This is a genomic window from Synechocystis sp. IPPAS B-1465, from assembly GCF_003015225.1.
In the GTDB taxonomy this organism is placed as follows: Bacteria; Cyanobacteriota; Cyanobacteriia; order Cyanobacteriales; family Microcystaceae; genus Synechocystis.
Genome location: NZ_CP028094.1, coordinates 1,712,191 through 1,731,624, shown reverse-complemented (window position 1 = coordinate 1,731,624; position 19,434 = coordinate 1,712,191). Strand labels below are relative to the sequence as shown.

The window sequence follows — 19,434 nt, the reverse complement described above, 5'->3', positions numbered from 1 at the left end:
GCTGTAATATGGTCTGTGAGAAATGGACAAAGGAGTTACTTAGTTGCTGGCGATCGCCGACCGAAAAAGTCTAGTTAACAATCAATTTCCCCCTGTTCAAGCAAGTCAACCAGTCAGCAAATCAACGACGATAATTGGGATGAATTAGTAAAAAATTGATCAAGAATTAGGCTTGTCGGACAAACGTTCATAAACTGTGGCTAAACCCCGAGCATTGCCTACGTTACCGGGAAATAAAACCACCGGCAAAAGGGGAAAACGGGGATGATCCTCATCCGTTCTCACTAGGGAACAACCGGGAATAATTTGCCCCAACAACCGTACAGAAGTTAACTGTAATCCCACGCTCAGCACGTCATTGGAAGTAATACCTCCTTTGCTGATCAAAAAGCTGATGTCCTGGGGTAATTGTTGGACAATTTTCATCAACAGTTGGGACAGGGTAACGCCAAAGTCTAACCGTGCCTGCACTGAGGCAAAACTTAATTCCCCTCGACTGGTGTAAATTACCGGTGTTTTTCCCTCGGCGCGAATTTCGTTCACCGCCGTCAAAGCATTGACAATAATTTCGGCTGGACTATCGGGATGATCCCGCAATTGTTGCACTGGAATTTCAATGCCCTGCACCGTTTGATCCTTGAGCAATGTCATCAATTGTTCGGTGGTTTTTTGCACATGGGAGCCCACCAAAATTATTCCTGGTTGGTTGGTGGGTTTATAGCTGGCCATGGCCACCGGAGCCACTGGTTGGGGCCCCAAATTAGCTAGGGATGTGAGAATACTGGCCGCACTCCGCAACAGAAAATGTTTGCCCTGGCCACTAGCTATGAGCATACTTGCCGCCAGGCGATCAAAATCTTTTTGGGTTTCTCCGTCCACCACCACACACTGGTTATGGTTAAAATCCATCAGGCGATCGCCTAAAGCATTATTGGCCTCACTAAGATCCCCTAGGGTGATGCGTTCCACCTGGGCCGCCCCAATCTTGCCTTGGGTTTTTTCTGCCACATAATCAGGCAAATAACTATGGTGGTAGCCAAACACCGAATCCTGGGCAAATTCCGTTGCCGCCACGGGCACCAATTCACCATCCACAATCAGGTAATGGACACTGTCCTTGGTTACCCTGCCCCCTTCAAAAAAGGCTGGCACCAGAAAATGGGCATCAAACGGTCCCAACTCCCGGTTGATCACATCGGTTTCCAAGGGGTAATGGCCCCGCAGAGTGGAATCAGAACGACTTACAACCAAGTAGTGATCGACCGCTTCCGTTGCTAGGGCTAGTTTTAAATTCTGGCAAATTTCCATCACTACCTGTTCCGCCTGAGTTGGGGGTAAGGCCCTGGTGTTGCTGAGAATAAAAAAGATCGGACTTTCATCCCGTAGACCTTGCCGCAGAGTTTCCACGTCCCACTGCATCAGCAACAGGCAACTGTGAACCGTTTGGGAGCCGGTGGGGTCATCATCAATAACAATGATTTTGGTGGGGTCAGCCATGGCAAAAAAGAATTGCGGAATTTGTGACAAGTTTGTTCCTAGCCCTCCAGTCTAGGGGAAAATAGCCATGGTCTATAATCTTGGTAAGTTGGTTTCGGAATTTTATGCTGGAAATTGTAGCGGCCATTTTCATTGTTTTGTTAGGCTCTGGCATTTGTTCCTGTGCAGAGGCGGCCCTATTTTCTGTGCCCTTGGTAAAAGTACGGCAGTTATCCCAGTCCAATAATCCCTCCGCCATTGCCCTCCAAGCTATTCGCCATAGGATGAATCGCCCCATTGGCACCATTGTGGTGCTCAACAACATTTTTAATATTGTGGGTAGTATCACCATTGGAGCCTTAGCAACTAAACATCTACAAGATGCTTGGATGGGAGTTTTTTCTGGAATTTTAACCTTGCTAATTATTGTTTTTGGCGAAATTATTCCTAAGACTCTGGGGGAAAGATATGCCACTAACATTGCCCTTTTGATTGCCATACCAGTAAGATTTTTAACCTTAATTTTTACTCCTTTAGTGTGGTTGATTGAACAAATTACCAATCCCTTCACCCACGGCAAAAGAGTACCCAGCACCAACGAAGCAGAAATTAAGTTTCTAGCTACCCTCGGTTACAAAGAAGGGGTAATCGAAGGAGACGAAGAACAAATGATTCAGCGGGTTTTCCAGCTTAATGATTTGATGGCAGTGGATTTGATGACCCCCAGGGTGATTATCACCTATCTTTTGGGAGAATTAACTTTAGCGGAATGCCAACAAGATATTATCCAATCCCAACATACTCGTATTTTAATTGTTGATGAATACATTGATGAAGTCTTGGGCATTGCCCTCAAACAGGATTTACTCACTGCTTTAATCCAAGGAGAAGGCTATAAAACCATCGCAGAATTAGCTCGACCAGCCCAATTTGTTCCAGAAGGCATGAGAGCCGATAAACTTCTAAAGCAATTTCAGGAAAAACGGGAACATTTAATGGTGGTTATTGATGAGTATGGCGGCGTTGCCGGTGTGATAACCCTAGAAGACGTGGTTGAAGTTTTAACCGGGGAAATTGTTGATGAAACTGATAAGAATATTGATCTCCAGGAAATTGCCCGTAAGAAAAGACAGGCTCTATTGAAACAACGGGGGGTGGCTCCCTAAAATTTCTTGATCTCCGCAACCGATAAAGACAGTTAAAACTTAATCAAAAGCAGAAGTGTTGAACGATAGTTATAAAGAGAAAAAAAGCCCTTTAAAATGATAGAATAAAGGGCAGAAATATTAGAATAATTGAAGCGATGATATCAAATTTTGGACATATTGTCAAAACTTATCTATCTAATTTTCCTAAAGATGACTACCCAGTATTAGACACATTTAAGTTTGTGAGTATCTGGTTAGGATTAATGTTAGACCAGAGCCAGACAAGCATGAGGAGTATGTTTAAAAGACTGAACTTACGAGGAGAGACAGTCGATATATCTACATTCTCAAAGGCAAGCAAAAAAAGGGATGTGGGAGTTTTTAGAGAAATAATATTTTCCTTAAAAAAGGAATTGTCGAAAAGGAAGGAAATTAAGCAGGGAGAATTAGAAATATTTCCTCTCGATTCAACCATTGTCAGCATAACTAGTAAGTTGATGTGGAACCTTGGATTTCATCAGGTAAAAGTATTCAGTGGGATTAACTTATCAACAGGGATTCCGGGGGGAATAGTAATTCACTTTGGACAAGGTCATGATAATAAATATGGGAATGAAACAATAGAAGAGACTCCAGAAAATGGAGTAGCAGTAATGGATAGAGGATTTTGTGACTTACAGAGAATCAAGAGATTACAAAAGGAGAATAACAAATATCATGTATTAAGAATAAAGAATAATATAAAGCTAGAAAAATTAGCCAATGATAACTATATGGTTGGAACTGGAAAGAATAAAATAGAGAGTAGAGTGGTAATATTCACCCATGATAATTCAGAGTTTAGATTGGTTACAAATTTACCTATAGAAAGTAAAGAAATAGAAGGAGTTAGTGATGAAAAAATAGCAGAAATTTATAAAAAAAGATGGCAAATAGAATTTTTATGGAAATTCTTAAAAATGCACTTAAAGCTGAATAGACTGATTGCCAAAAATGAGAATGCAATTGGGATTCAAATCTATACCTGTATAATTGCTTATTTAATACTAAAATTACTGGTAATCCCAAAAGAAGCAGGTACAACAATGTTAGACAAACTACGTTATTTACAGGCTTTCATGTGTGAAAAAATAAGCTATGTACACTGGCTAAGGGAGTTAGCACTAAGGTGATGAATTTGCTTTGCTATAGGATTATTCTGTCTATTTTTAGGTCGTACATAAGTGCGATTCAACGATTCTGGTATGAAATGTATCCATGATTTTAGTTACAGGCTAAATTGGTTTTTAGTTATTGATTATTTCTAGTGGAATTTTAAAAAACTTCAATTTGATTAAAATCAACTTCAATAGTTATCTGGTCATCGTAGTATAAGTTAGGAATGAAGGCTCCGATAAATTCTAGAATATCTGGCGGTTGAAAATGCTCAGGCTTGGTTTCGGGATGGGGATAATAAATTAGACCGTTAACTATTTGAGCATCAGTAGCAATGATACGGCAATCAAAAAAAGAAAAATCTTCCGCTGGATCTTTACTTGACTATTGTATTTCTTTAAAGGTATATTTGGCTAGCTTTATTTTGTATTGATGAGGCGCAATGCTTAAGTTAATTGTGCCTAAGTAATAATCATCTAAATTTAATCCATGCTTCCCAAAAAAGGGCTTTTGCATAGCAATAGTTCCCCCAGGGAAACGTTGATCACCAGACTGACCGGAAGCAACTCCATAACCAGCTTTAACTGTTGCTTTAATCTAAACCCAATGATTCACTGAGAAATCTCCATAATTTCTGAAATTCTATCGCTGGAACCGGAATTATCTATCGATTAGTTATGGTTATCTAAATCCTAGGCGATCGCCAATTTAAATAGAGGAAACTAGCTATCTTGCTTTATCATTATTGATGACACATGACTATCTAATGTAGATATGTCCGGTAACTTTTTTTGCCAAAATAATGCTTTTCCCATTTGGGGATCTAGCTCATAATTCCCAAACCCGAATGATCTGTACGCTGATTGGGCAACATGATTTCCTTCCAGTACTTCTAAGGTGAGTTTGCAACAGCCCAAATCTAAAGCGATGGCTTCTGCTTTTTGCAACATTAATTTTGATAAACCTTTGCCACGATAAGGCAAAGAAACAATGACGTCATGAATATTTAATAATGGCTTGCAAGCAAAAGTAGAAAATCCTTCTAGACATACTAAAAGACCAGCAGGTTTAGAATCAACAAAGGCGAGGATAATGTGGGCAGAAGGTCTTTTAGCAAGTTCTGCTGGCAGATTTGCTTTAACATAATTGGGTAATTCTTCTCCTCCTCCCATGGGATCACAGGCATATTCATTCATCAATTGAATCATTGCTTCTGCATGGACAGCTGAATTAAGATCTGCTTTTACAATGTCAATCATTTTTGTGATTTTAATAATTAAGACTACGTTAGGTTGATTCGTTATTTAATAAAGCAATTGCCGCGGCTAGGGTAGAGGGATAATGCTTAGCTAAATCCGCAAACCAAATTCCCTCACCAGACAGTGGGTCAAGTTGCTCTAGCCATTGTTGAGCTTTTTGAGCGATAATTGCCTGTCTTTGTTGCTCTTGGTGATCAATTAATTTTTTTAATTCTGGGTTTAAAGATTCGGATGTTTGTTTAAATGTAGCTTGAATTTTAGGCGTTTTTTCGGAAAAATAATTAACCTTAAAACCTTGCTTTAATTCATTTAAAATAATATCTAAAGTTGGATGTTTTTGCTCCTTATTTGAAGTAGAAGCTATAGCTGGATTACTAGATAGCGTTTCTGGCTCTTCAATATATTTTTGGCGGAGGTCAGCCAGTATAGAGTCAATGGAATCGGAGTTATTCATAATAAAATATCTGGTTTCAATCCTCAATAGCATTTAATAAAACTTCAGTTAAAGTTAGGTCTTCCATTTCATCAAAGGTTACCGTATCAACAATATCAAACTTGGCTCCTACTTCCATTAATTGATCATCAAGGGCCTGGAGAAACTTGGTGGCACTGGGATCATTCCCAATTTGCATGAATGAAATAGCTAATTCTTCATCCGCATCTAGACACTTACTGGCTTGGATAATGATTTCAAAAACGGATCTACGGTCATTGGGTTCTCCATCCGTAATGACTAAAATAGTTTCTCCTGTTGGAGCCTGATTAGATTTTTTTCGTTGTAAAAAATTATTGAGCGCATCTTGTAACACAGCGGTGAGATTAGTACCACCCACTGGTTCATTTTCTTGAAAAATTTGCTCCACTTTAGATGCGTTAACGTTGTCATAACGGCGGAATTTGCCGGAGAAAGTGTACACTGTGATTCCGTTAGCATCTAGCTGGTCACATTTTCTGGCAAGGGCGAGGGTTGATTCTTGAACTAGCTCCCATCGGCTTTTTTGGAATTTTGGCTCAATGATGGACATGCTACCGCTTTTATCAATAATGAGCGTGTAATCCCGTTGGTTTGACATGCTGAACCTGCTTGTAAAATGAGCTTGTTGTCAATTATAGGAAATTTTTTAGGCCTGTCAGTGAGATAATTCTGATTCTTCAGGGGTTAATTTAGTCAAATTTTAGGTTATCGCAGTTCCCTGCCTCACGCTCACCCATCGCTAGAGCTGGAAATTTCCGCCTAGAACAGTTAAAAGATTCTCAATTTCGACCGGGACAGATTTAGATAATAATGAAATAACATAATCAGTTAAAATTTCTCCAAATTGTAGTTCTGACTACGCCTACTTATATTATTTTTAAACAATTTAGCTAGAGGCGATAAATTAAGACTTTATAGCTAAGTTTCTAGAAATTTTAAAAATATAGTCATTTCAATTAACGATGAGAGAATTTAATGTAAAATTATGGAGTGTACAAAATGAACAGGTTTAAACAATGGCTTACAGTTTAGATTTAAGGCAAAGGGTAGTAGCTTATATAGAAGCTGGAGGAAAAATAACTGAGGCTTCCAAGATATATAAAATAGGAAAAGCCTCGATATACAGATGGTTAAATAGAGTAGATTTAAGCCCAACAAAAGTAGAGCGTCGCCATAGGAAATTAGACTGGGAAGCTCTAAAAAAAGACGTAGAAGAAAATCCCGATGCAAGATTGATAGACAGAGCCAAGAAATTTGGAGTGAGGCCGAGTGCCGTATATTACGCATTAAAGAAAATGAAAATAAACAGAAAAAAAAAGAACTACGTTATCGAGAAAGAAACCGGGAGGAACGAGTTAAGTACTATAGAATGTTAAGAGAACTAATTAAGCTCTATGGTAGTCAAGCTATAGTTTACATAGATGAATCTGGATTCGAAGCAATCCAGGCTTGTATTTATGCCTGGTCAAAAAAAGGAAAAAAAGTTTATGGAGATAGACAAGGAAAAAGGGGAGTCAGAGAAAATCTAGTAGCAGGGAGAAGAAAAGGAAAAAAAGATTTGATTGCGCCGATGGTTTTTACCGGGAGTTTGAATGCAGAAGGCTTTGAAGGATGGTTAAAATTATATTTGCTACCCTCCCTCGACATTCCATCAATATTAATAATGGATAATGCTCCTATTCATCGTAAAACTGCCATTAAAGAATTGGCTAAAGAAGCAGGTCATGAAGTTCTTTTTTTGCCGAAATATTCTCCTGATTTAAATGATATTGAGCATGACTTTAGTGCCTTGAAACGAGCTAGAATGTACGCTCCTATTGACACGTCTCTTGATGAAATTATCCGTTCTTACTGTGGCGTTTAGCGTCTCAGCTTTATTTGAAACTACTATATAATCGTTGATATTTACTGTTCCATAAATTTATTCACAAATCATAGTATTAAAATTTATTTGATGAAGCCAAAATTCGTCGGTGATAACAAACATTTTCAGTTTTTCTCCTGATTAATCATTTCATTGATCAGATCAATTCAAGACTAGCTCAAATTATTCCCGTCGGCGATCGCCATTGATGCAGCTATAATGATTGCCGCTTTATTTCCCTGAACTTTGCCCATGATTAAGAATGATATTTGGATCCGTGCTCAAGCTGCCCAAGGCATGATTGAGCCTTTTGAACCCAAGTTAATGCGGCAAATAGAGGGACAACCGGCTATTTCCTTTGGTCTGAGCAGTTTTGGTTATGATATTAGGCTTTCTGCGGCGGATTTTCGCATTTTTCGCCATATTCCGGGCACTGTAGTTGATCCCAAAAACTTTAACCCCCACAATTTGGAAGCTACCCAACTGCACAGGGATGACAGTGGCAGTTATTTTATTTTGCCAGCCCACTCCTACGGCCTGGGAGTTGCAGTGGAAAGATTGGCCATCCCTGCTAATGTAACCGTACTTTGTATTGGTAAAAGTACTTACGCCAGGGCTGGTATTATTGCCAACTTAACTCCGGGGGAAGCGGGGTGGTGTGGTCACCTCACCCTAGAATTTTCCAATTCCTCCAGTGCTGATTGCCGTATCTACGCCAACGAAGGCATCGTACAGTTACTCTTTTTTGAAGGGGAAGACTGCGATATTAGCTATGAAACCAGAAGGGGCAAATATCAAAATCAGCCCCAATCAGTTACACTACCCCGGGTTTAGAGTTGGAAGAGATCACTCATCAACTACTAGACCAGGGTGGGATGAAAGAAAAAGGCCAGGGCCACAATGGCATAGGTAGCAAGCAACAGGATGCCCTCTAACCAATTGGAAGTGCCATCACTACTGATAGAGTTGACAATCAAAACTGCCACCAATACCGCTACCAACTCGAATGGATTGAAGTTTAAATCCATGGGCTGACCGATCGCCCAGCCGACGATGACCAAGACTGGGGCCACAAAGAAGGCAATTTGCAGGCTCGACCCCATCACCACAGACATGGAGAGATCCATTTTATCTTTCATGGCCACAGTGACGGCGGTGGCGTGCTCGGCAGCGTTACCGATAATGGGTAGGACGATTACCCCGGTGAACAGGGCAGTTAATCCCAGGGATTCCGTGGCCACCTCTAAGGAACCCACCAGCAATTCCGATTCCACCGCTACCCCTAGGGTGACTACCAATAAAACTCCCGTCCAAAGCCAAAGATTGGGTTTTTCTTCTTCCGTAGGAGGTTCCGGTTCTGATACATCTTCGCCGAGTTCGGGCATCTCCATATTCTCGGCCACGCCCACATCGTACAGATAGGCATGGGTTCCCATGGAAAACACCAAGGAGAGGAGGTAGACACCGATTAACACCACGGCCACGGCCACAGAGAGATTTTGTAAAACCGTTTCCTCCACCCCCGTGGAGGTGTATTGCAAGGCTGTGGGTAACAGAATCGCCACTACCCCCAAATTCATGGTGGATGCATTCAAGCGAGCGGCGAGGGGTTGGAAATTTTGTTCCTTATAGCGCAATCCCCCCAGGAAGACGGCAAAACCCATTACTAGCAGTAAGTTACCAATAATTGATCCTGTCAGGGTGGCTTTGACCACCTCGATTAACCCTTCTTTTAGGGCGATATAGGCCAAAATTAGTTCTGTGGCGTTGCCGAAGGTGGCATTGAGCAGGCCCCCCGCATTAGGACCGATTACCACGGCGATTTCCTCCGTGGCCGTGCCCATGAAGGCTGCTAGGGGCACAATGGCCAAACCAGCCAAAATGAACACCGTCGTTTCCCCCCAACCCAACCAGTGGGCGGCAAAGGAGAGGGGACAAAAAACTAACAGGACAAGAAAAATCTTACTTTTGGTGGACATAACCTGGCGATCGCCATTGAAGCGGTTTTTTGGATAGTTCGATTTATTATGCCCCAGGAAATTTCAAAATTATCTCAATTTGCCAAGATTAAACAATCCCTCCTAGGGGAAATTATTGATCACTCTCCTGGGTGGTAGGCAGTGGTTTAGAATATATCCCTGGGCGCTTTCCCACAAACCAATTACCAGGGTTGGCCGAGCGGTTGAGGCAGCGAACTCATAATTCGCCCTAGACAGGTTCAACTCCTGTACCCTGGACTTAAAACGAATCAAATTTTTGGTTGTTCTGACTGAAGATTGTCGTCGATTTGGATTAAAGGCAACAGAGTTTATTTCCCAGTGGTAAGCGTGGGTAATCGGGGCGATCGCCTGCTAAACTGGAAAGGTTGTCAAAAATTCGCACATCCAAGCTTTCGGGTGTTTCTGCCACAGGCGGAAATTCCCTTGGATGAAGGATAAACCCGAATAGGAGAAAATTTAACATGCCCGTAGTTTCTCTCGCAGATTTGCTAGAGTCTGGTGTTCACTTCGGCCACCAAACCCGCCGCTGGAACCCCCGCATGGATCAATATATCTACACCGCCCGCAATGGTGTTCATATTATTGACCTGGTGCAAACCGCCCAACTGATGGAAGATGCCTATGAGTATGTCCGCTCTTCCACCATCAACGGTAAAAAGTTCTTATTTGTCGGCACTAAGCGCCAAGCCGCTGGCATCATTTCCCAGGAAGCCCAACGCTGTGGAGCTCACTACGTCAATCAACGGTGGTTGGGGGGAATGCTCACCAACTGGGAAACCATCCGCAAACGGGTTGATCGCCTGAAGGAATTGGAAGCCCTAGAAGCCAGTGGCGGCATTGACCGTCGGGGTAAAAAAGAAGGCTCCATGCTCCGGCGGGAATTGGGCAAATTACAAAAATACCTGGGCGGTATTAAAAATATGCGCAAGCTCCCCGACGTGGTGGTAATCGTGGACCAACGGCGGGAACATAACGCCATTCATGAATGCCAAAAGCTCGGTATTCCCATCATTGCCATGTTGGATACCAACTGTGACCCAGATGTGGTCGATGTGCCTATCCCCGCTAACGATGACGCCATCCGTTCGATCAAATTGATTGTGGGCAAACTGGCCGATGCAATCTATGAAGGTCGCCATGGTCAACCGGATGTCAGCGATGACTACGAAGAGTTTGACGAAGGTTTGGATGGAGATAATCTAGAAGTAGAAGCCGCTGAGGAAGTGGAAGAAGCGGCCGAAGCAGAAGTTGCAGCCACTCCAGAAGCTTAGATTTTGTCCCTTTTTTCCTTTTTCTCACCGATGGGGCAGGGCAAACCCAGTCCCAGTACTAGGGGAAAATATAGCTGGTGTTGACCATCACTTTTTTCCCTTAGCCCAATAATTACCGTGCAATCATAGAAAAACTGATTAGGAACGATAACCATGGCAGAAATTACCGCTCAACTCGTGAAGGAACTGCGTGAAAAAACCGGCGCAGGCATGATGGACTGTAAAAAAGCCCTAAAGGAAAATGAGGGTGATTTAGAAAAATCCATTGAATGGCTCCGGCAGAAGGGCATTGCCTCCGCTGATAAAAAATCTGGCCGTACCGCGGCCGAAGGTTTGGTCCATAGCTACATCCACTTTGGTGGCCGCATTGGCGTGTTGGTGGAAGTTAACTGCGAAACTGATTTTGTCGCCCGGGGTGATCGCTTTAAAGATTTGGTTAACGATGTGGCCATGCAGATTGCCGCTTGTCCCAATGTGGAGTACGTTAGCGTAGCCGACATTCCCCAGGAAATGGTGGCTAAAGAGAAGGAAATTGAAATGGGGCGCGACGACCTGGGCAAAAAGCCCGCCAATATCAAAGAAAAGATTGTCCAAGGGCGCATTGATAAACGCCTCAAGGAGCTATCTTTGCTAGACCAGCCCTACATCAAAGACCAAAATCTCACCATTGAAGAGTTGGTTAAACAGGCGATCGCCGAATTGGGGGAAAACATCCAAGTTCGTCGCTTTATCCGCTTTAACCTTGGTGAAGGCATCGAAAAAGCAGAAACCAACTTTGCGGAAGAAGTGGCCGCCGCCGCTAAGGGCTAGTAACTCAGGCTTGATTACCGCACTACTTATTAGCTAAATCTAAGAACCTTTTGAACCCAGATTTCCACCGCCACAGGCCAGGGAAGATTTGGGTTTTTGCTTTTGGGATAAACCCCAGAAAATCTTGGCAGCCCATCTTTGCTTTGCCCAGAGAGTGTGTCAAAATCGTGGGTAACTTAGTCTGTCCTAGGCTTCCATAACTTATAATTATCGCCATCATTGCTATGTTGCCATTGCCATTAATTGCTAACGGAAAAGGATTTATCCGCGCTCTAGAAAACGACGGGGCTTTGGCAGTGTATGCCCCCCTAGAAGGTGGTTATGAAGGTCGTTACCAAAGACGCCTACGGGCCAACGGCTACGCCAGTATATCCCTTTCGGCAAGGGGTTTGGGGGACGTGGAAGCCTATTTGATGCAAGTCCATGGAGTACGTCCGGCCCATTTAGGTAAGAAAAACATTGCCCAAGAAGGAGCGGTGGGACCGATTTATTTTGCCCAGCCGATCGCCGGTTATCAGTTGGAAAATTTACCGGCCCAAAGTAAAGGTTTGGTGTTGTGGATTTTGGAAGGTTATATTCTCTCCCAAACCGAAATTCAAGACTTAATTAGTCTCACCAAAAGAGTGCCCAAACTGAAAGTGGTGTTGGAAATGGGCGGCGATCGGGTTTTCCGCTGGCAACCTTTACTGGATTGCTTGCAGGCGGCCTAGTTTTTCCTGTGCAACAGCTTTGATTTGCTGAATAAAATCTTTTAACCTTCATTTTTAACCCCCATGACCGCCCGTCTTGCCCGTCCCTATGCGGTTCTTTCCATTGGTGCGGCCCTGGCCACCATGGGATTGAAATTGGGGGCCTATGCCATTACCGGTTCTGTGGGTCTGTTGTCCGATGCGTTGGAATCCACTGTGAACCTAGCTTCGGCGATCGTTGCTTTTTGGGCTCTGTCCTTAGCGGCTACCCCGGCGGATTCTGAACATCCCTTTGGCCATAGCAAGGCGGAATACTTTTCTAGTGGATTAGAAGGGGCCTTCATTTTTGTTGCGGCCCTTGGCATCGGTTACAGCGCTGTAGAACGTTTACTGAGTCCCCGACCCTTAGATCAAAATGCTTTGGGCATTGCCTTGGCGATCGCCGCTACGGCCTTAAACGGAACAGTGGCTTGGATTCTTTGGCGGGCGGGGAAAAGATTAAATTCCATTGCCTTGCGGGCCGATTCTCAGCATCTAATGACCGATGTCTGGACTTCGGTGGGGGTGGTGGTGGCGGTAGCTTTAATTTTTGTCACTGGTTGGGAATGGCTAGATCCCTTGATAGCCCTTGGGGTAGGATTCAACGTGCTCTGGACAGGAACCCATTTATTGCGGGAAACCATCTCCAGCTTGATGGACCAATCGCTGCCCCCGGCCCAACTCCAGGCCATCACTAGCTGTTTTTTGCCCTACGAAGACCAAGGAGTACGTTTTCATCTATTGCAAACCAGGCAGGCCGGCTCCCAGTCTTTTATTTCCTTCCATGTCCTAGTGCCTGGACATTGGACTGTGCAACGGGGCCATGACCTCTGTGAAGCCATCGAAACGGCGATCGCCGAACGGATTACTGGCTCTAGGGTAACCACCCATTTGGAGCCCCTGGAAGACCCTAAATCTTGGCAACATCCTGACGAGTTTCCCCCCTCTGCCCCTTTAAACCGGGATAAGCCCAATTAGGTTTTGGGGTATCATGCAAAAACTTGGCTCCGGCAGATTCCGGCTCCGGGTAGCATAACAAACTTTTTTGTCATTTACGACAACAGGAGAACTTTAAAAAATATGAACAACTATACTAAAGACGATGATGGACGGCTGAATAATTTTGCCGTTGAACCCAAGATCTATGCGGCCGATGCTCCCAGTAAAGCCGACAAACGAAATTATTTGATTATGGCGGCCATTACCGTTGTGCTGGTGGCGGGGCTGATTGCGGTGGCTGTGGTAGCTTCCGGGGCTAGCACCTAATTTTGTCCGTAGATTAAGAAGGTATCGCCATCGTCACTCCCTAGTTGCGATGGCCAGTCAACTTCTAGAATTAAGGAAAGGGGGAAAGTGGCATGGGGCAAAAAACTACAACTTTGTACGACACCGATTTCAATCTTTGGATTGAGCAAACTGTGCGTCAACTCAAACAAGGTGATTTGCAATCCTTAGACTTAGAGAATTTAATTGAAGAAATAGAGTCCATGGGCCGCAGTGATAAACGGGAAGTTTATAGTCGCTTGAAGGTACTTTTCCTGCACCTGCTCAAATGGAAATATCAACCCCAGAAGCGCACTGGTAGCTGGAAAAACACCATCGATGAGCAAAGGGATCAGCTTAATTTAATTCTGGCCGATAGCCCCAGCTTGAATCCCTATGTGCAAACCATATTTGCCGATTGTTATCTTAAAGGGAGAAAGGGCGCAGCCAACGAAACCAATTTACCCCTCTCAAACTTTCCGGTGGATTGTCCCTTTTCCCTGGCGGAAATGCTTGATGCAGAATTCTTTCCCGATTAATTAATTTTTCTGGCAAATTTCCCTGGCTCCATGAATACCCCCTCTTCGACCCAACCCGCAACAATGGTCAAAGCGATAATCCCAACTTTGTACGACACCGATTTCAATCTTTGGATTGAGGAAACTGTGCGTCAACTCAAACAAGGCGATTTACAATCCTTAGATTTAGACAATTTAATTGAAGAAATAGAGTCCATGGGTCGCAGCGATAAACGGGAAGTTAAAAATAGACTAATTGTTTTGATGATTCATTTGCTCGAATGGCGGTATCAACCGGAAAAACGCTCTAACAGTTGGACAGCGACCATTAACGAACAACGTCGTCAGTTAGGCCTCATCACCGGGGATAGCCCTAGTCTGAAACCATTTTTGGTTGATAATTTTCCCGGTTGTTATCAGATAGCCCGCAGGGATGCGGTGAGGGAAACGTTTTTATCGCTATCAGTTTTCCCCCTGGATTGTCCCTTTTCCCTGGCGGAAATTCTCAATGCTGAGTTTTTCCCCGATTAATCTGTTGCCTAGCTGAATGAATTCCCCTGCCCCTGATCCGGCCCTCTCTACGGCGATCGCCAGCATCCAACAATCGTTAAATTGGTATGCGAGCCAGCGTCGCCATTGGAACTATCCCCCCAATCTGGAATTGCAGGGGGCGGTGCGCCAGGACATTCAAGCCATGCACCAAGCCTTAGCCAAACTGGAGCAACGGGTATTTAAAATTGCGGCCTTTGGCTTAGTCAGTCGGGGTAAATCCACCGTGATTAATGCCTTGTTGGGGGAAAAACGCCTGGAAACAGGACCGCTCCATGGCGTAACCCAGTGGCCTCAATCGGTACGGTGGTGCAGTAACGACAAAATTCAAATTGATTTGATTGACACGCCAGGGCTAGATGAAATTGCCGGGGGTGCCCGAGCCGCCATGGCCCAAACCGTAGCTCACCAGGCAGATCTGATTTTATTTGTTATTGCGGGGGACATTACCCAAACGGAATTTACTGCCCTCCAGACATTGCGCCAGGCCCAAAAACCTCTATTGCTAGTTTTTAATAAAATCGATCTATATCCGGAGCAGGATCAACAACAAATTTTTGCTCAGCTACAGTCCCTCACTCCTGACGGGGAAGATAGCCCCATTTTTTCCGCCGAGGACATTGTGTTAGTGGCCGCTGAACCTCCCCCCATAATGGTGCGGGTGGAATATGGCAACTCCCCTAAGGGTTCTCGGCCTAGCCCGGCCCTAGAAGAGCGATGGGAAAAACCAGCCCCCAAACTGGATCAACTACGCCAGAAAATTTTCACTATTCTGAACCAGGATGGCAGTCAACTGCTGGCCCTTAATGCTCTGCGCCAGGTGGAACAAGCCGAAAAGAATATTGCCACTAAAACCATTGAAATCCGCACTGCTGAAGCTGACCAACTCATTAGTAAATATATGCGCTATAAAGCCCTGGCGATCGCCGTGAATCCCATTGGTTTATTGGATTTAGCCGCCAGTGTGATCACCGACCTATTGTTAATTCGGAATCTAGCCCGAATCTATGGCCTGCCCATCACGAGCTACGAAGCAGGGCGCATCTGGAAAAAAGTACTGATCGGTGCGGGTGGTATTTTATTGAGTCAATGGGTATCAGCTTTATTTTTAGGCTTACAAAAAACCGCCAGCCTTGTTGAAAACCCAGGTAATCTAGCGGCCTATGCCGGGGGAGCCTTACTCCAGGGGGGAGTGGCCGCCCACAGCACCTATATTGTTGGGGAAGGGGCAAAAATTTATCTAGCCCAGGGAGCTAGTTGGGGCAATGCCGGCACCAGTACGGCGATCGCCAAAATAAAAAATGATGCCCCCCCAGACAGTATGCTTAGGCGTTTAGATGATGTAGGCGGCGAAGGGTAGTTCGGATTAAGCAGCGCGGGGAAAAAGAGAGTTAGAAAAACACATCCATTTCAGAGCGCCCGGTGATTTTGAGCCAGTTTTGGGCCTCGATGTAATTATTAGGGGCTAGGCGTATGGCCTGTTTCCAATATTCCGCCGCTTTATCAAATAAATTCTCTGCGTCGTCTTCCTGCCCTGCTTCCTTCGCCTTTTCCCCTTGGAAATGGTAAATTACCGCAATGTTATTCAACGCCGAGGGCATTTTGGGGTTCAGTTCAATGGCTTCTTGGTAAAGCCCCAACGCCTTTTCATGGTCTCCATTACTAGCGTGGATTAGGGCCATGTTATAGAGAATATAACTGCGGTCATTGGGATTTTCCTCCAACCGTAACGCCTCTTCATAGTTATCCAGCGCCTCTGCGTATTCCCCATCCGCCTGGGCCGACATACCATCCCGATAATAAACAAAGGCTTCCTTCGCTTTTTGGTTAGTGGGCAGAATTTTTAGGATAATGTCCGCCATAACGGTAAAGGACTTATCAATGAAATTATCGTTACGTTGGGTGCGGGGCATAGTAGTGAAATAATCTTATTTTGGCCAACTATTCTAACTTTTCTGGTAGCGTCGGCAAAACTCTCCTTTACCCTACTGTTTGCCTGGAAAATTGGATAATGGCCAAAATTATTTGATGAACCGGGCCAATAACTTTTCCAACTCCACCCAGACGAACATTAAACTGCTAAAGCCAAAACAAACCAGTAGTTGCTGGGGACTGAGCCAATCGGTGCCAAAGAAATTTCTCAGGGGTTCAAAATACACCAAGCATAACTGCAGGATAGTGGTGACAATTACGGCCCCCCACAGGTAGGGATTGGTCAAAGGGTTCATTTCTATGGTTAAACGATGGTTGGAGCGTACGGCAATGGCGTGGCCCATCTGGGCAATACAGAGGGTGGTAAAAACCATGGTTTTCCAACTGTCGGGCGCACCAGCTAGGTCAGCACTGTGATAGGCCCAGACCATAAGGGTGATGGTAACCACCGCAAAAACCAGACCGATGCGGATAATGTAGGCCCCCAATCCCCGAGAAAAAATACTTTCCTGGGGACTAAAGGGGCGACGCTTCATAATATTTGGTTCCCCCGGCTCCATGGCCAAAGCTAAGGCTGGCAAGCCATCGGTGACCAAATTCATCCAGAGAATTTGCAGGGGAGTAAGGGGCACGGCAGATAGCCCTAAAAGGGGAGCAGACGCAATGGTGATCACTTCCCCCACGTTACTACCCAGAATATATTTGATGAAATTACGAATGTTGTTATACACCACCCGCCCTTCCTCGGCGGCGGCCACAATGGTGGCAAAGTTGTCGTCCAACAAAACCATGTCGCTGGCTTCTTTGCTCACATCGGTGCCAGTGATACCCATGGCAATGCCAATGTCTGCTTGCTTGAGGGCTGGGGCATCATTGACCCCATCTCCGGTCATGGCCACAAAACGATTCCGAGCTTGGAAGGCTTTGACAATGCGTAGTTTATGTTCCGGGGAAACCCTGGCAAAAACGCTCACTTCTTCCACCTGGGCTTCCAGATCGCTTTGTTGTAGTTGTTCTAAGGTTTGCCCAGTCAAAAAACGATCGCCAGCTTGATTGATGCCCAAATCCTTGGCGATCGCCAGGGCCGTTAGGGGATGATCACCGGTAATCATAACGGTGCGGATGCCAGCGGCGAGGGATTTTTCCACTGCTAACCGTACCTCTGGCCGGGGCGCATCCAACATGCCAACCATACCCAACCACACCAGATTATCTTCGGCAGCTATGAGGTCAGGGGTGCTGGGAATCTGGGCCAGGGATTTACAGGCAAAACCCAACACCCGTAATCCCCGACTGGCCATGAGATTGTTATCACTCAAAATTTGTTCTTGATGCTGGAAATTGAGGGGTACACAATGGTCAGCGGTATGAATTTGTCCGCAGTGGGGGAGGAGTAACTCCGGCGATCCTTTGGAAAAAATTAGGTAGGGCCCTGGCGTTAAGGCCAAATTTTCTAAAATGCCCAATAAATTTGCTAAGGGGGACTCTCCTTCGGCTGGCACTTCCACAATCACCCCCATGCGTTTGCGCTCCGAAGAAAAGGGAAATTCCCCCCGCCGCATAAAACTAGGTCTTAACTGTGCCTGGTCAAAGCCAAATTTCTTGGCCAGCACTAGCAATGCTCCTTCGGTGGGGTCCCCAATCACTTGCCACTCCATTTCCCCTGGATTGTAGTTCAGTTCAGAATCGTTACAGAGGATGGCGTTGAGACACAGTAATTGCAAGGCCGGGGGCCATGGTCCGGAGGTCGCCCTCTGTTCTCCATCCGAGAGGTGGATGATGTTGCCCTGGGGTTGGTAGCCTTCTCCGCCAATGCTGAGGCGATCGCCATGGGTCAGCACTTCCCGCACCACCATTTTATTTTGGGTGAGGGTGCCGGTTTTATCGGAACAAATGACGTTAACGGAACCGAGGGTTTCCACCGCTGGTAATTTGCGAATTAGGGCATGGCGTTTAATCATCCTCTGGGTGCCCAGGGCCAGGGTAACCGTAATCACCGCCGGTAAACCTTCTGGCACCACCGCCACCGCCATGCTGAGGGACGTTTCCACCAACTGCCGCAGTTCGCCCCAGCCACTCTGCCACACCCCCAGAATAATAACCAGGGTTACCAGCAGGAGAGAGCCTGACACTAGCACTCCGGCTAAGTTTTCCATCCTTTTTTGCAAAGGGGTGGGTTCCGGGGCCACCCTCTGTAACATCTCGGCGATTTTGCCCAATTCGGTGGCCATGCCAGTGTTGGTAATCACCACTTTGCCCCGGCCTTGGACGACTTCGGTGCCAGAAAAGACCATATTTTGGCGATCGCCAAGGGGAGTATCTAAAGGTAAACCAGTATTACTGGCATTTTTTTCCACTGGCTGGGCTTCCCCGGTTAGGGCCGATTCTCGAATGAGAAGGTTAGCCGCTTCGATCAGTTGGCCATCGGCACAGAGTTGACTGCCCGCCTCCAGCAAAATAATGTCCCCCGGCACCAAGCTGGCCGCCTTAATTTCCTGGCGATCGCCATCCCGCAGTACCTGGACTTTGGGGGACGCCATTTTCTTCAAAGCAGCTAAAGCTTTTTCCGCCCGACTTTCCTGGAAATAGCCTAATAAACCGTTCAGGATAACAATGGCAAAAATGGCGATCGTGTCCTTGAAGGGAAAACCCTCCATGGTTTCTTCCCCCAACCTTAAGCTGATCAGATCTAATGCTCCAGAAATAATTGCCACCCCGATCAACATCAAGAGCATGACATTGGTGAACTGATCCAGCAAAATTTGCCAATTATTACGACCGGCGATCGTGGTAATTTCATTTAGTCCATAGGTGCGTCTTCGTTCCATCACAGTTTTTTCTGCCAACCCCCGGTGGGGAGCAGTGGTCAACCGATGCAGGGTTTTATCGATGCCATAGCTATACCAAGCCTCGGCCTTAACTGGGGAGACGGACACATCAGGGTCAGACATTAAAAAGTAGGCTTAAATTTAGGTTCCCATTGGTT

Annotated in this window: 21 protein-coding genes and 1 tRNA gene; 14 read left to right on the top strand and 8 right to left on the bottom strand. The window is 45.3% G+C overall.

Translation table 11 applies throughout. The features are described from left to right. Positions 1-159 precede the first annotated feature (159 nt). The gene (locus C7I86_RS08225; protein WP_010872780.1) at positions 160-1,497 is read right to left on the bottom strand and encodes a four-carbon acid sugar kinase family protein; all 1,338 of its coding nucleotides are present in this window, start codon (positions 1,495-1,497) and stop codon (positions 160-162) included. A 104-nt stretch (positions 1,498-1,601) separates the two neighbouring features. Between C7I86_RS08225 and C7I86_RS08220 the strand changes: the two genes are divergently transcribed. Beyond that, a complete protein-coding gene (locus tag C7I86_RS08220) occupies positions 1,602-2,642 on the top strand; it encodes a hemolysin family protein (protein ID WP_010872779.1) in 1,041 nt (346 codons plus the stop codon). Positions 2,643-2,779: 137 nt separating this feature from the next. Further along, positions 2,780-3,796 carry an IS4-like element IS4Sa family transposase gene (locus C7I86_RS08215; protein WP_010872778.1) on the top strand — a complete coding sequence of 339 codons (1,017 nt, stop codon included), beginning with the start codon at positions 2,780-2,782 and terminating at the stop codon, positions 3,794-3,796. A gap of 705 nt (positions 3,797-4,501) precedes the next feature. On the opposite strand, the gene C7I86_RS08205 is transcribed toward C7I86_RS08215, so the two are convergent. Genes C7I86_RS08205 through C7I86_RS08195 form a run of 3 tightly spaced genes read right to left on the bottom strand, consistent with a single transcriptional unit; the run spans position 4,502 to position 6,111 of the window. Then, entirely contained in the window at positions 4,502-5,038 is a 537-nt protein-coding gene (locus C7I86_RS08205; protein ID WP_010872777.1) for a GNAT family N-acetyltransferase, read from the bottom strand. A 28-nt stretch (positions 5,039-5,066) separates the two neighbouring features. Then, the gene (locus C7I86_RS08200) at positions 5,067-5,492 is read right to left on the bottom strand and encodes a salt stress protein, Slr1339 family (RefSeq protein WP_223211370.1); all 426 of its coding nucleotides are present in this window, start codon (positions 5,490-5,492) and stop codon (positions 5,067-5,069) included. A gap of 16 nt (positions 5,493-5,508) precedes the next feature. Next, positions 5,509-6,111, bottom strand: a complete 603-nt coding sequence (locus C7I86_RS08195) for a VWA domain-containing protein (protein ID WP_010872775.1) — start codon at positions 6,109-6,111, stop codon at positions 5,509-5,511. 418 nt (positions 6,112-6,529) lie between these two features. Here C7I86_RS08195 and C7I86_RS19135 point away from each other — a divergent pair, with 418 nt between their 5' ends. The 3 genes from C7I86_RS19135 (at position 6,530) to dcd (ending at position 8,211) form a co-directional block, all read left to right on the top strand. After that, complete coding sequence (locus C7I86_RS19135) at positions 6,530-6,889, top strand: IS630 transposase-related protein (protein WP_010871315.1); 360 nt, start codon at positions 6,530-6,532, stop codon at positions 6,887-6,889. Beyond that, a complete protein-coding gene (locus C7I86_RS08190) occupies positions 6,790-7,377 on the top strand; it encodes a transposase (RefSeq protein ID WP_308417040.1) in 588 nt (195 codons plus the stop codon). The genes C7I86_RS19135 and C7I86_RS08190 overlap by 100 nt, the downstream gene beginning before the upstream one ends. A 252-nt stretch (positions 7,378-7,629) precedes the next feature. Beyond that, entirely contained in the window at positions 7,630-8,211 is a 582-nt protein-coding gene (gene dcd / locus C7I86_RS08185) for a dCTP deaminase (protein WP_010872774.1), read from the top strand. Positions 8,212-8,237: 26 nt separating this feature from the next. On the opposite strand, the gene cax is transcribed toward dcd, so the two are convergent. Further along, a complete protein-coding gene (gene cax, locus C7I86_RS08180; RefSeq protein WP_010872773.1) occupies positions 8,238-9,356 on the bottom strand; it encodes a calcium/proton exchanger in 1,119 nt (372 codons plus the stop codon). 185 nt (positions 9,357-9,541) lie between these two features. Between cax and C7I86_RS08175 the strand changes: the two genes are divergently transcribed. Next, positions 9,542-9,614, top strand: a tRNA-Ile gene (locus tag C7I86_RS08175). Between the two features lie 224 nt (positions 9,615-9,838). Next, positions 9,839-10,648 carry a 30S ribosomal protein S2 gene (gene rpsB / locus C7I86_RS08170; protein WP_010872772.1) on the top strand — a complete coding sequence of 270 codons (810 nt, stop codon included), beginning with the start codon at positions 9,839-9,841 and terminating at the stop codon, positions 10,646-10,648. Here rpsB and C7I86_RS18745 read toward each other — a convergent pair. Beyond that, positions 10,645-10,803, bottom strand: coding sequence for a hypothetical protein (locus tag C7I86_RS18745; protein WP_158299077.1), 159 nt, complete (start codon positions 10,801-10,803; stop codon positions 10,645-10,647). The two genes, rpsB and C7I86_RS18745, sit on opposite strands and share 4 nt — an antisense overlap. On the opposite strand from C7I86_RS18745, the gene tsf reads away from it, so the two are divergent. The 7 genes from tsf to C7I86_RS08130 all read left to right on the top strand — a co-directional run bounded on the left by tsf (position 10,802) and on the right by C7I86_RS08130 (position 15,876). Beyond that, complete coding sequence (gene tsf / locus C7I86_RS08165; protein ID WP_010872771.1) at positions 10,802-11,458, top strand: translation elongation factor Ts; 657 nt, start codon at positions 10,802-10,804, stop codon at positions 11,456-11,458. The two genes, C7I86_RS18745 and tsf, sit on opposite strands and share 2 nt — an antisense overlap. 224 nt (positions 11,459-11,682) lie before the next feature. Then, positions 11,683-12,168 carry an NAD(P)H-quinone oxidoreductase subunit N gene (locus tag C7I86_RS08155; protein ID WP_010872770.1) on the top strand — a complete coding sequence of 162 codons (486 nt, stop codon included), beginning with the start codon at positions 11,683-11,685 and terminating at the stop codon, positions 12,166-12,168. Positions 12,169-12,231: 63 nt separating this feature from the next. Further along, positions 12,232-13,164 (top strand): cation diffusion facilitator family transporter, encoded by a 933-nt coding sequence (locus C7I86_RS08150; RefSeq protein WP_010872769.1) that lies wholly within the window; start codon positions 12,232-12,234, stop codon positions 13,162-13,164. A 102-nt stretch (positions 13,165-13,266) separates the two neighbouring features. After that, the gene (psb34, locus tag C7I86_RS08145; RefSeq protein ID WP_010872768.1) at positions 13,267-13,452 is read left to right on the top strand and encodes a photosystem II assembly protein Psb34; all 186 of its coding nucleotides are present in this window, start codon (positions 13,267-13,269) and stop codon (positions 13,450-13,452) included. 92 nt (positions 13,453-13,544) lie between these two features. Beyond that, positions 13,545-13,988 carry a DUF29 domain-containing protein gene (locus C7I86_RS08140; protein ID WP_010872767.1) on the top strand — a complete coding sequence of 148 codons (444 nt, stop codon included), beginning with the start codon at positions 13,545-13,547 and terminating at the stop codon, positions 13,986-13,988. Positions 13,989-14,018: 30 nt separating this feature from the next. Then, a complete protein-coding gene (locus C7I86_RS08135) occupies positions 14,019-14,498 on the top strand; it encodes a DUF29 domain-containing protein (protein ID WP_010872766.1) in 480 nt (159 codons plus the stop codon). 16 nt (positions 14,499-14,514) lie between these two features. Continuing rightward, positions 14,515-15,876: a GTP-binding protein gene (locus C7I86_RS08130; protein ID WP_106907930.1), complete on the top strand. Its 1,362-nt coding sequence runs from the start codon at positions 14,515-14,517 to the stop codon at positions 15,874-15,876. 31 nt (positions 15,877-15,907) lie between these two features. Here C7I86_RS08130 and C7I86_RS08125 read toward each other — a convergent pair whose 3' ends face one another. Together C7I86_RS08125 and C7I86_RS08120 are read right to left on the bottom strand one after the other, a co-directional pair. Further along, a complete protein-coding gene (locus C7I86_RS08125; RefSeq protein WP_010872764.1) occupies positions 15,908-16,429 on the bottom strand; it encodes a photosystem I assembly protein Ycf3 in 522 nt (173 codons plus the stop codon). 108 nt (positions 16,430-16,537) lie between these two features. Continuing rightward, positions 16,538-19,399 (bottom strand): cation-transporting P-type ATPase, encoded by a 2,862-nt coding sequence (locus C7I86_RS08120; protein WP_010872763.1) that lies wholly within the window; start codon positions 19,397-19,399, stop codon positions 16,538-16,540. Positions 19,400-19,434: the final 35 nt, after the last annotated feature.

Bases quoted from the DNA above. Each gene is read 5' to 3' on its own strand.
- cax (WP_010872773.1), bottom strand. From the start codon at position 9,356: ATGTCCACCAAAAGTAAGATTTTTCTTGTCCTGTTAGTTTTTTGTCCC.
- C7I86_RS08125 (WP_010872764.1), bottom strand. From the start codon at position 16,429: ATGCCCCGCACCCAACGTAACGATAATTTCATTGATAAGTCCTTTACC.
- C7I86_RS08150 (WP_010872769.1), top strand. From the start codon at position 12,232: ATGACCGCCCGTCTTGCCCGTCCCTATGCGGTTCTTTCCATTGGTGCG.
- C7I86_RS08205 (WP_010872777.1), bottom strand. From the start codon at position 5,038: ATGATTGACATTGTAAAAGCAGATCTTAATTCAGCTGTCCATGCAGAA.
- dcd (WP_010872774.1), top strand. From the start codon at position 7,630: ATGATTAAGAATGATATTTGGATCCGTGCTCAAGCTGCCCAAGGCATG.
- tsf (WP_010872771.1), top strand. From the start codon at position 10,802: ATGGCAGAAATTACCGCTCAACTCGTGAAGGAACTGCGTGAAAAAACC.
- C7I86_RS08135 (WP_010872766.1), top strand. From the start codon at position 14,019: ATGAATACCCCCTCTTCGACCCAACCCGCAACAATGGTCAAAGCGATA.
- psb34 (WP_010872768.1), top strand. From the start codon at position 13,267: ATGAACAACTATACTAAAGACGATGATGGACGGCTGAATAATTTTGCC.
- C7I86_RS08225 (WP_010872780.1), bottom strand. From the start codon at position 1,497: ATGGCTGACCCCACCAAAATCATTGTTATTGATGATGACCCCACCGGC.
- C7I86_RS08130 (WP_106907930.1), top strand. From the start codon at position 14,515: ATGAATTCCCCTGCCCCTGATCCGGCCCTCTCTACGGCGATCGCCAGC.
- C7I86_RS18745 (WP_158299077.1), bottom strand. From the start codon at position 10,803: ATGGTTATCGTTCCTAATCAGTTTTTCTATGATTGCACGGTAATTATT.
- C7I86_RS08120 (WP_010872763.1), bottom strand. From the start codon at position 19,399: ATGTCTGACCCTGATGTGTCCGTCTCCCCAGTTAAGGCCGAGGCTTGG.
- C7I86_RS08220 (WP_010872779.1), top strand. From the start codon at position 1,602: ATGCTGGAAATTGTAGCGGCCATTTTCATTGTTTTGTTAGGCTCTGGC.
- C7I86_RS08215 (WP_010872778.1), top strand. From the start codon at position 2,780: ATGATATCAAATTTTGGACATATTGTCAAAACTTATCTATCTAATTTT.
- C7I86_RS08155 (WP_010872770.1), top strand. From the start codon at position 11,683: ATGTTGCCATTGCCATTAATTGCTAACGGAAAAGGATTTATCCGCGCT.
- rpsB (WP_010872772.1), top strand. From the start codon at position 9,839: ATGCCCGTAGTTTCTCTCGCAGATTTGCTAGAGTCTGGTGTTCACTTC.
- C7I86_RS08200 (WP_223211370.1), bottom strand. From the start codon at position 5,492: ATGAATAACTCCGATTCCATTGACTCTATACTGGCTGACCTCCGCCAA.
- C7I86_RS19135 (WP_010871315.1), top strand. From the start codon at position 6,530: ATGGCTTACAGTTTAGATTTAAGGCAAAGGGTAGTAGCTTATATAGAA.
- C7I86_RS08195 (WP_010872775.1), bottom strand. From the start codon at position 6,111: ATGTCAAACCAACGGGATTACACGCTCATTATTGATAAAAGCGGTAGC.
- C7I86_RS08140 (WP_010872767.1), top strand. From the start codon at position 13,545: ATGGGGCAAAAAACTACAACTTTGTACGACACCGATTTCAATCTTTGG.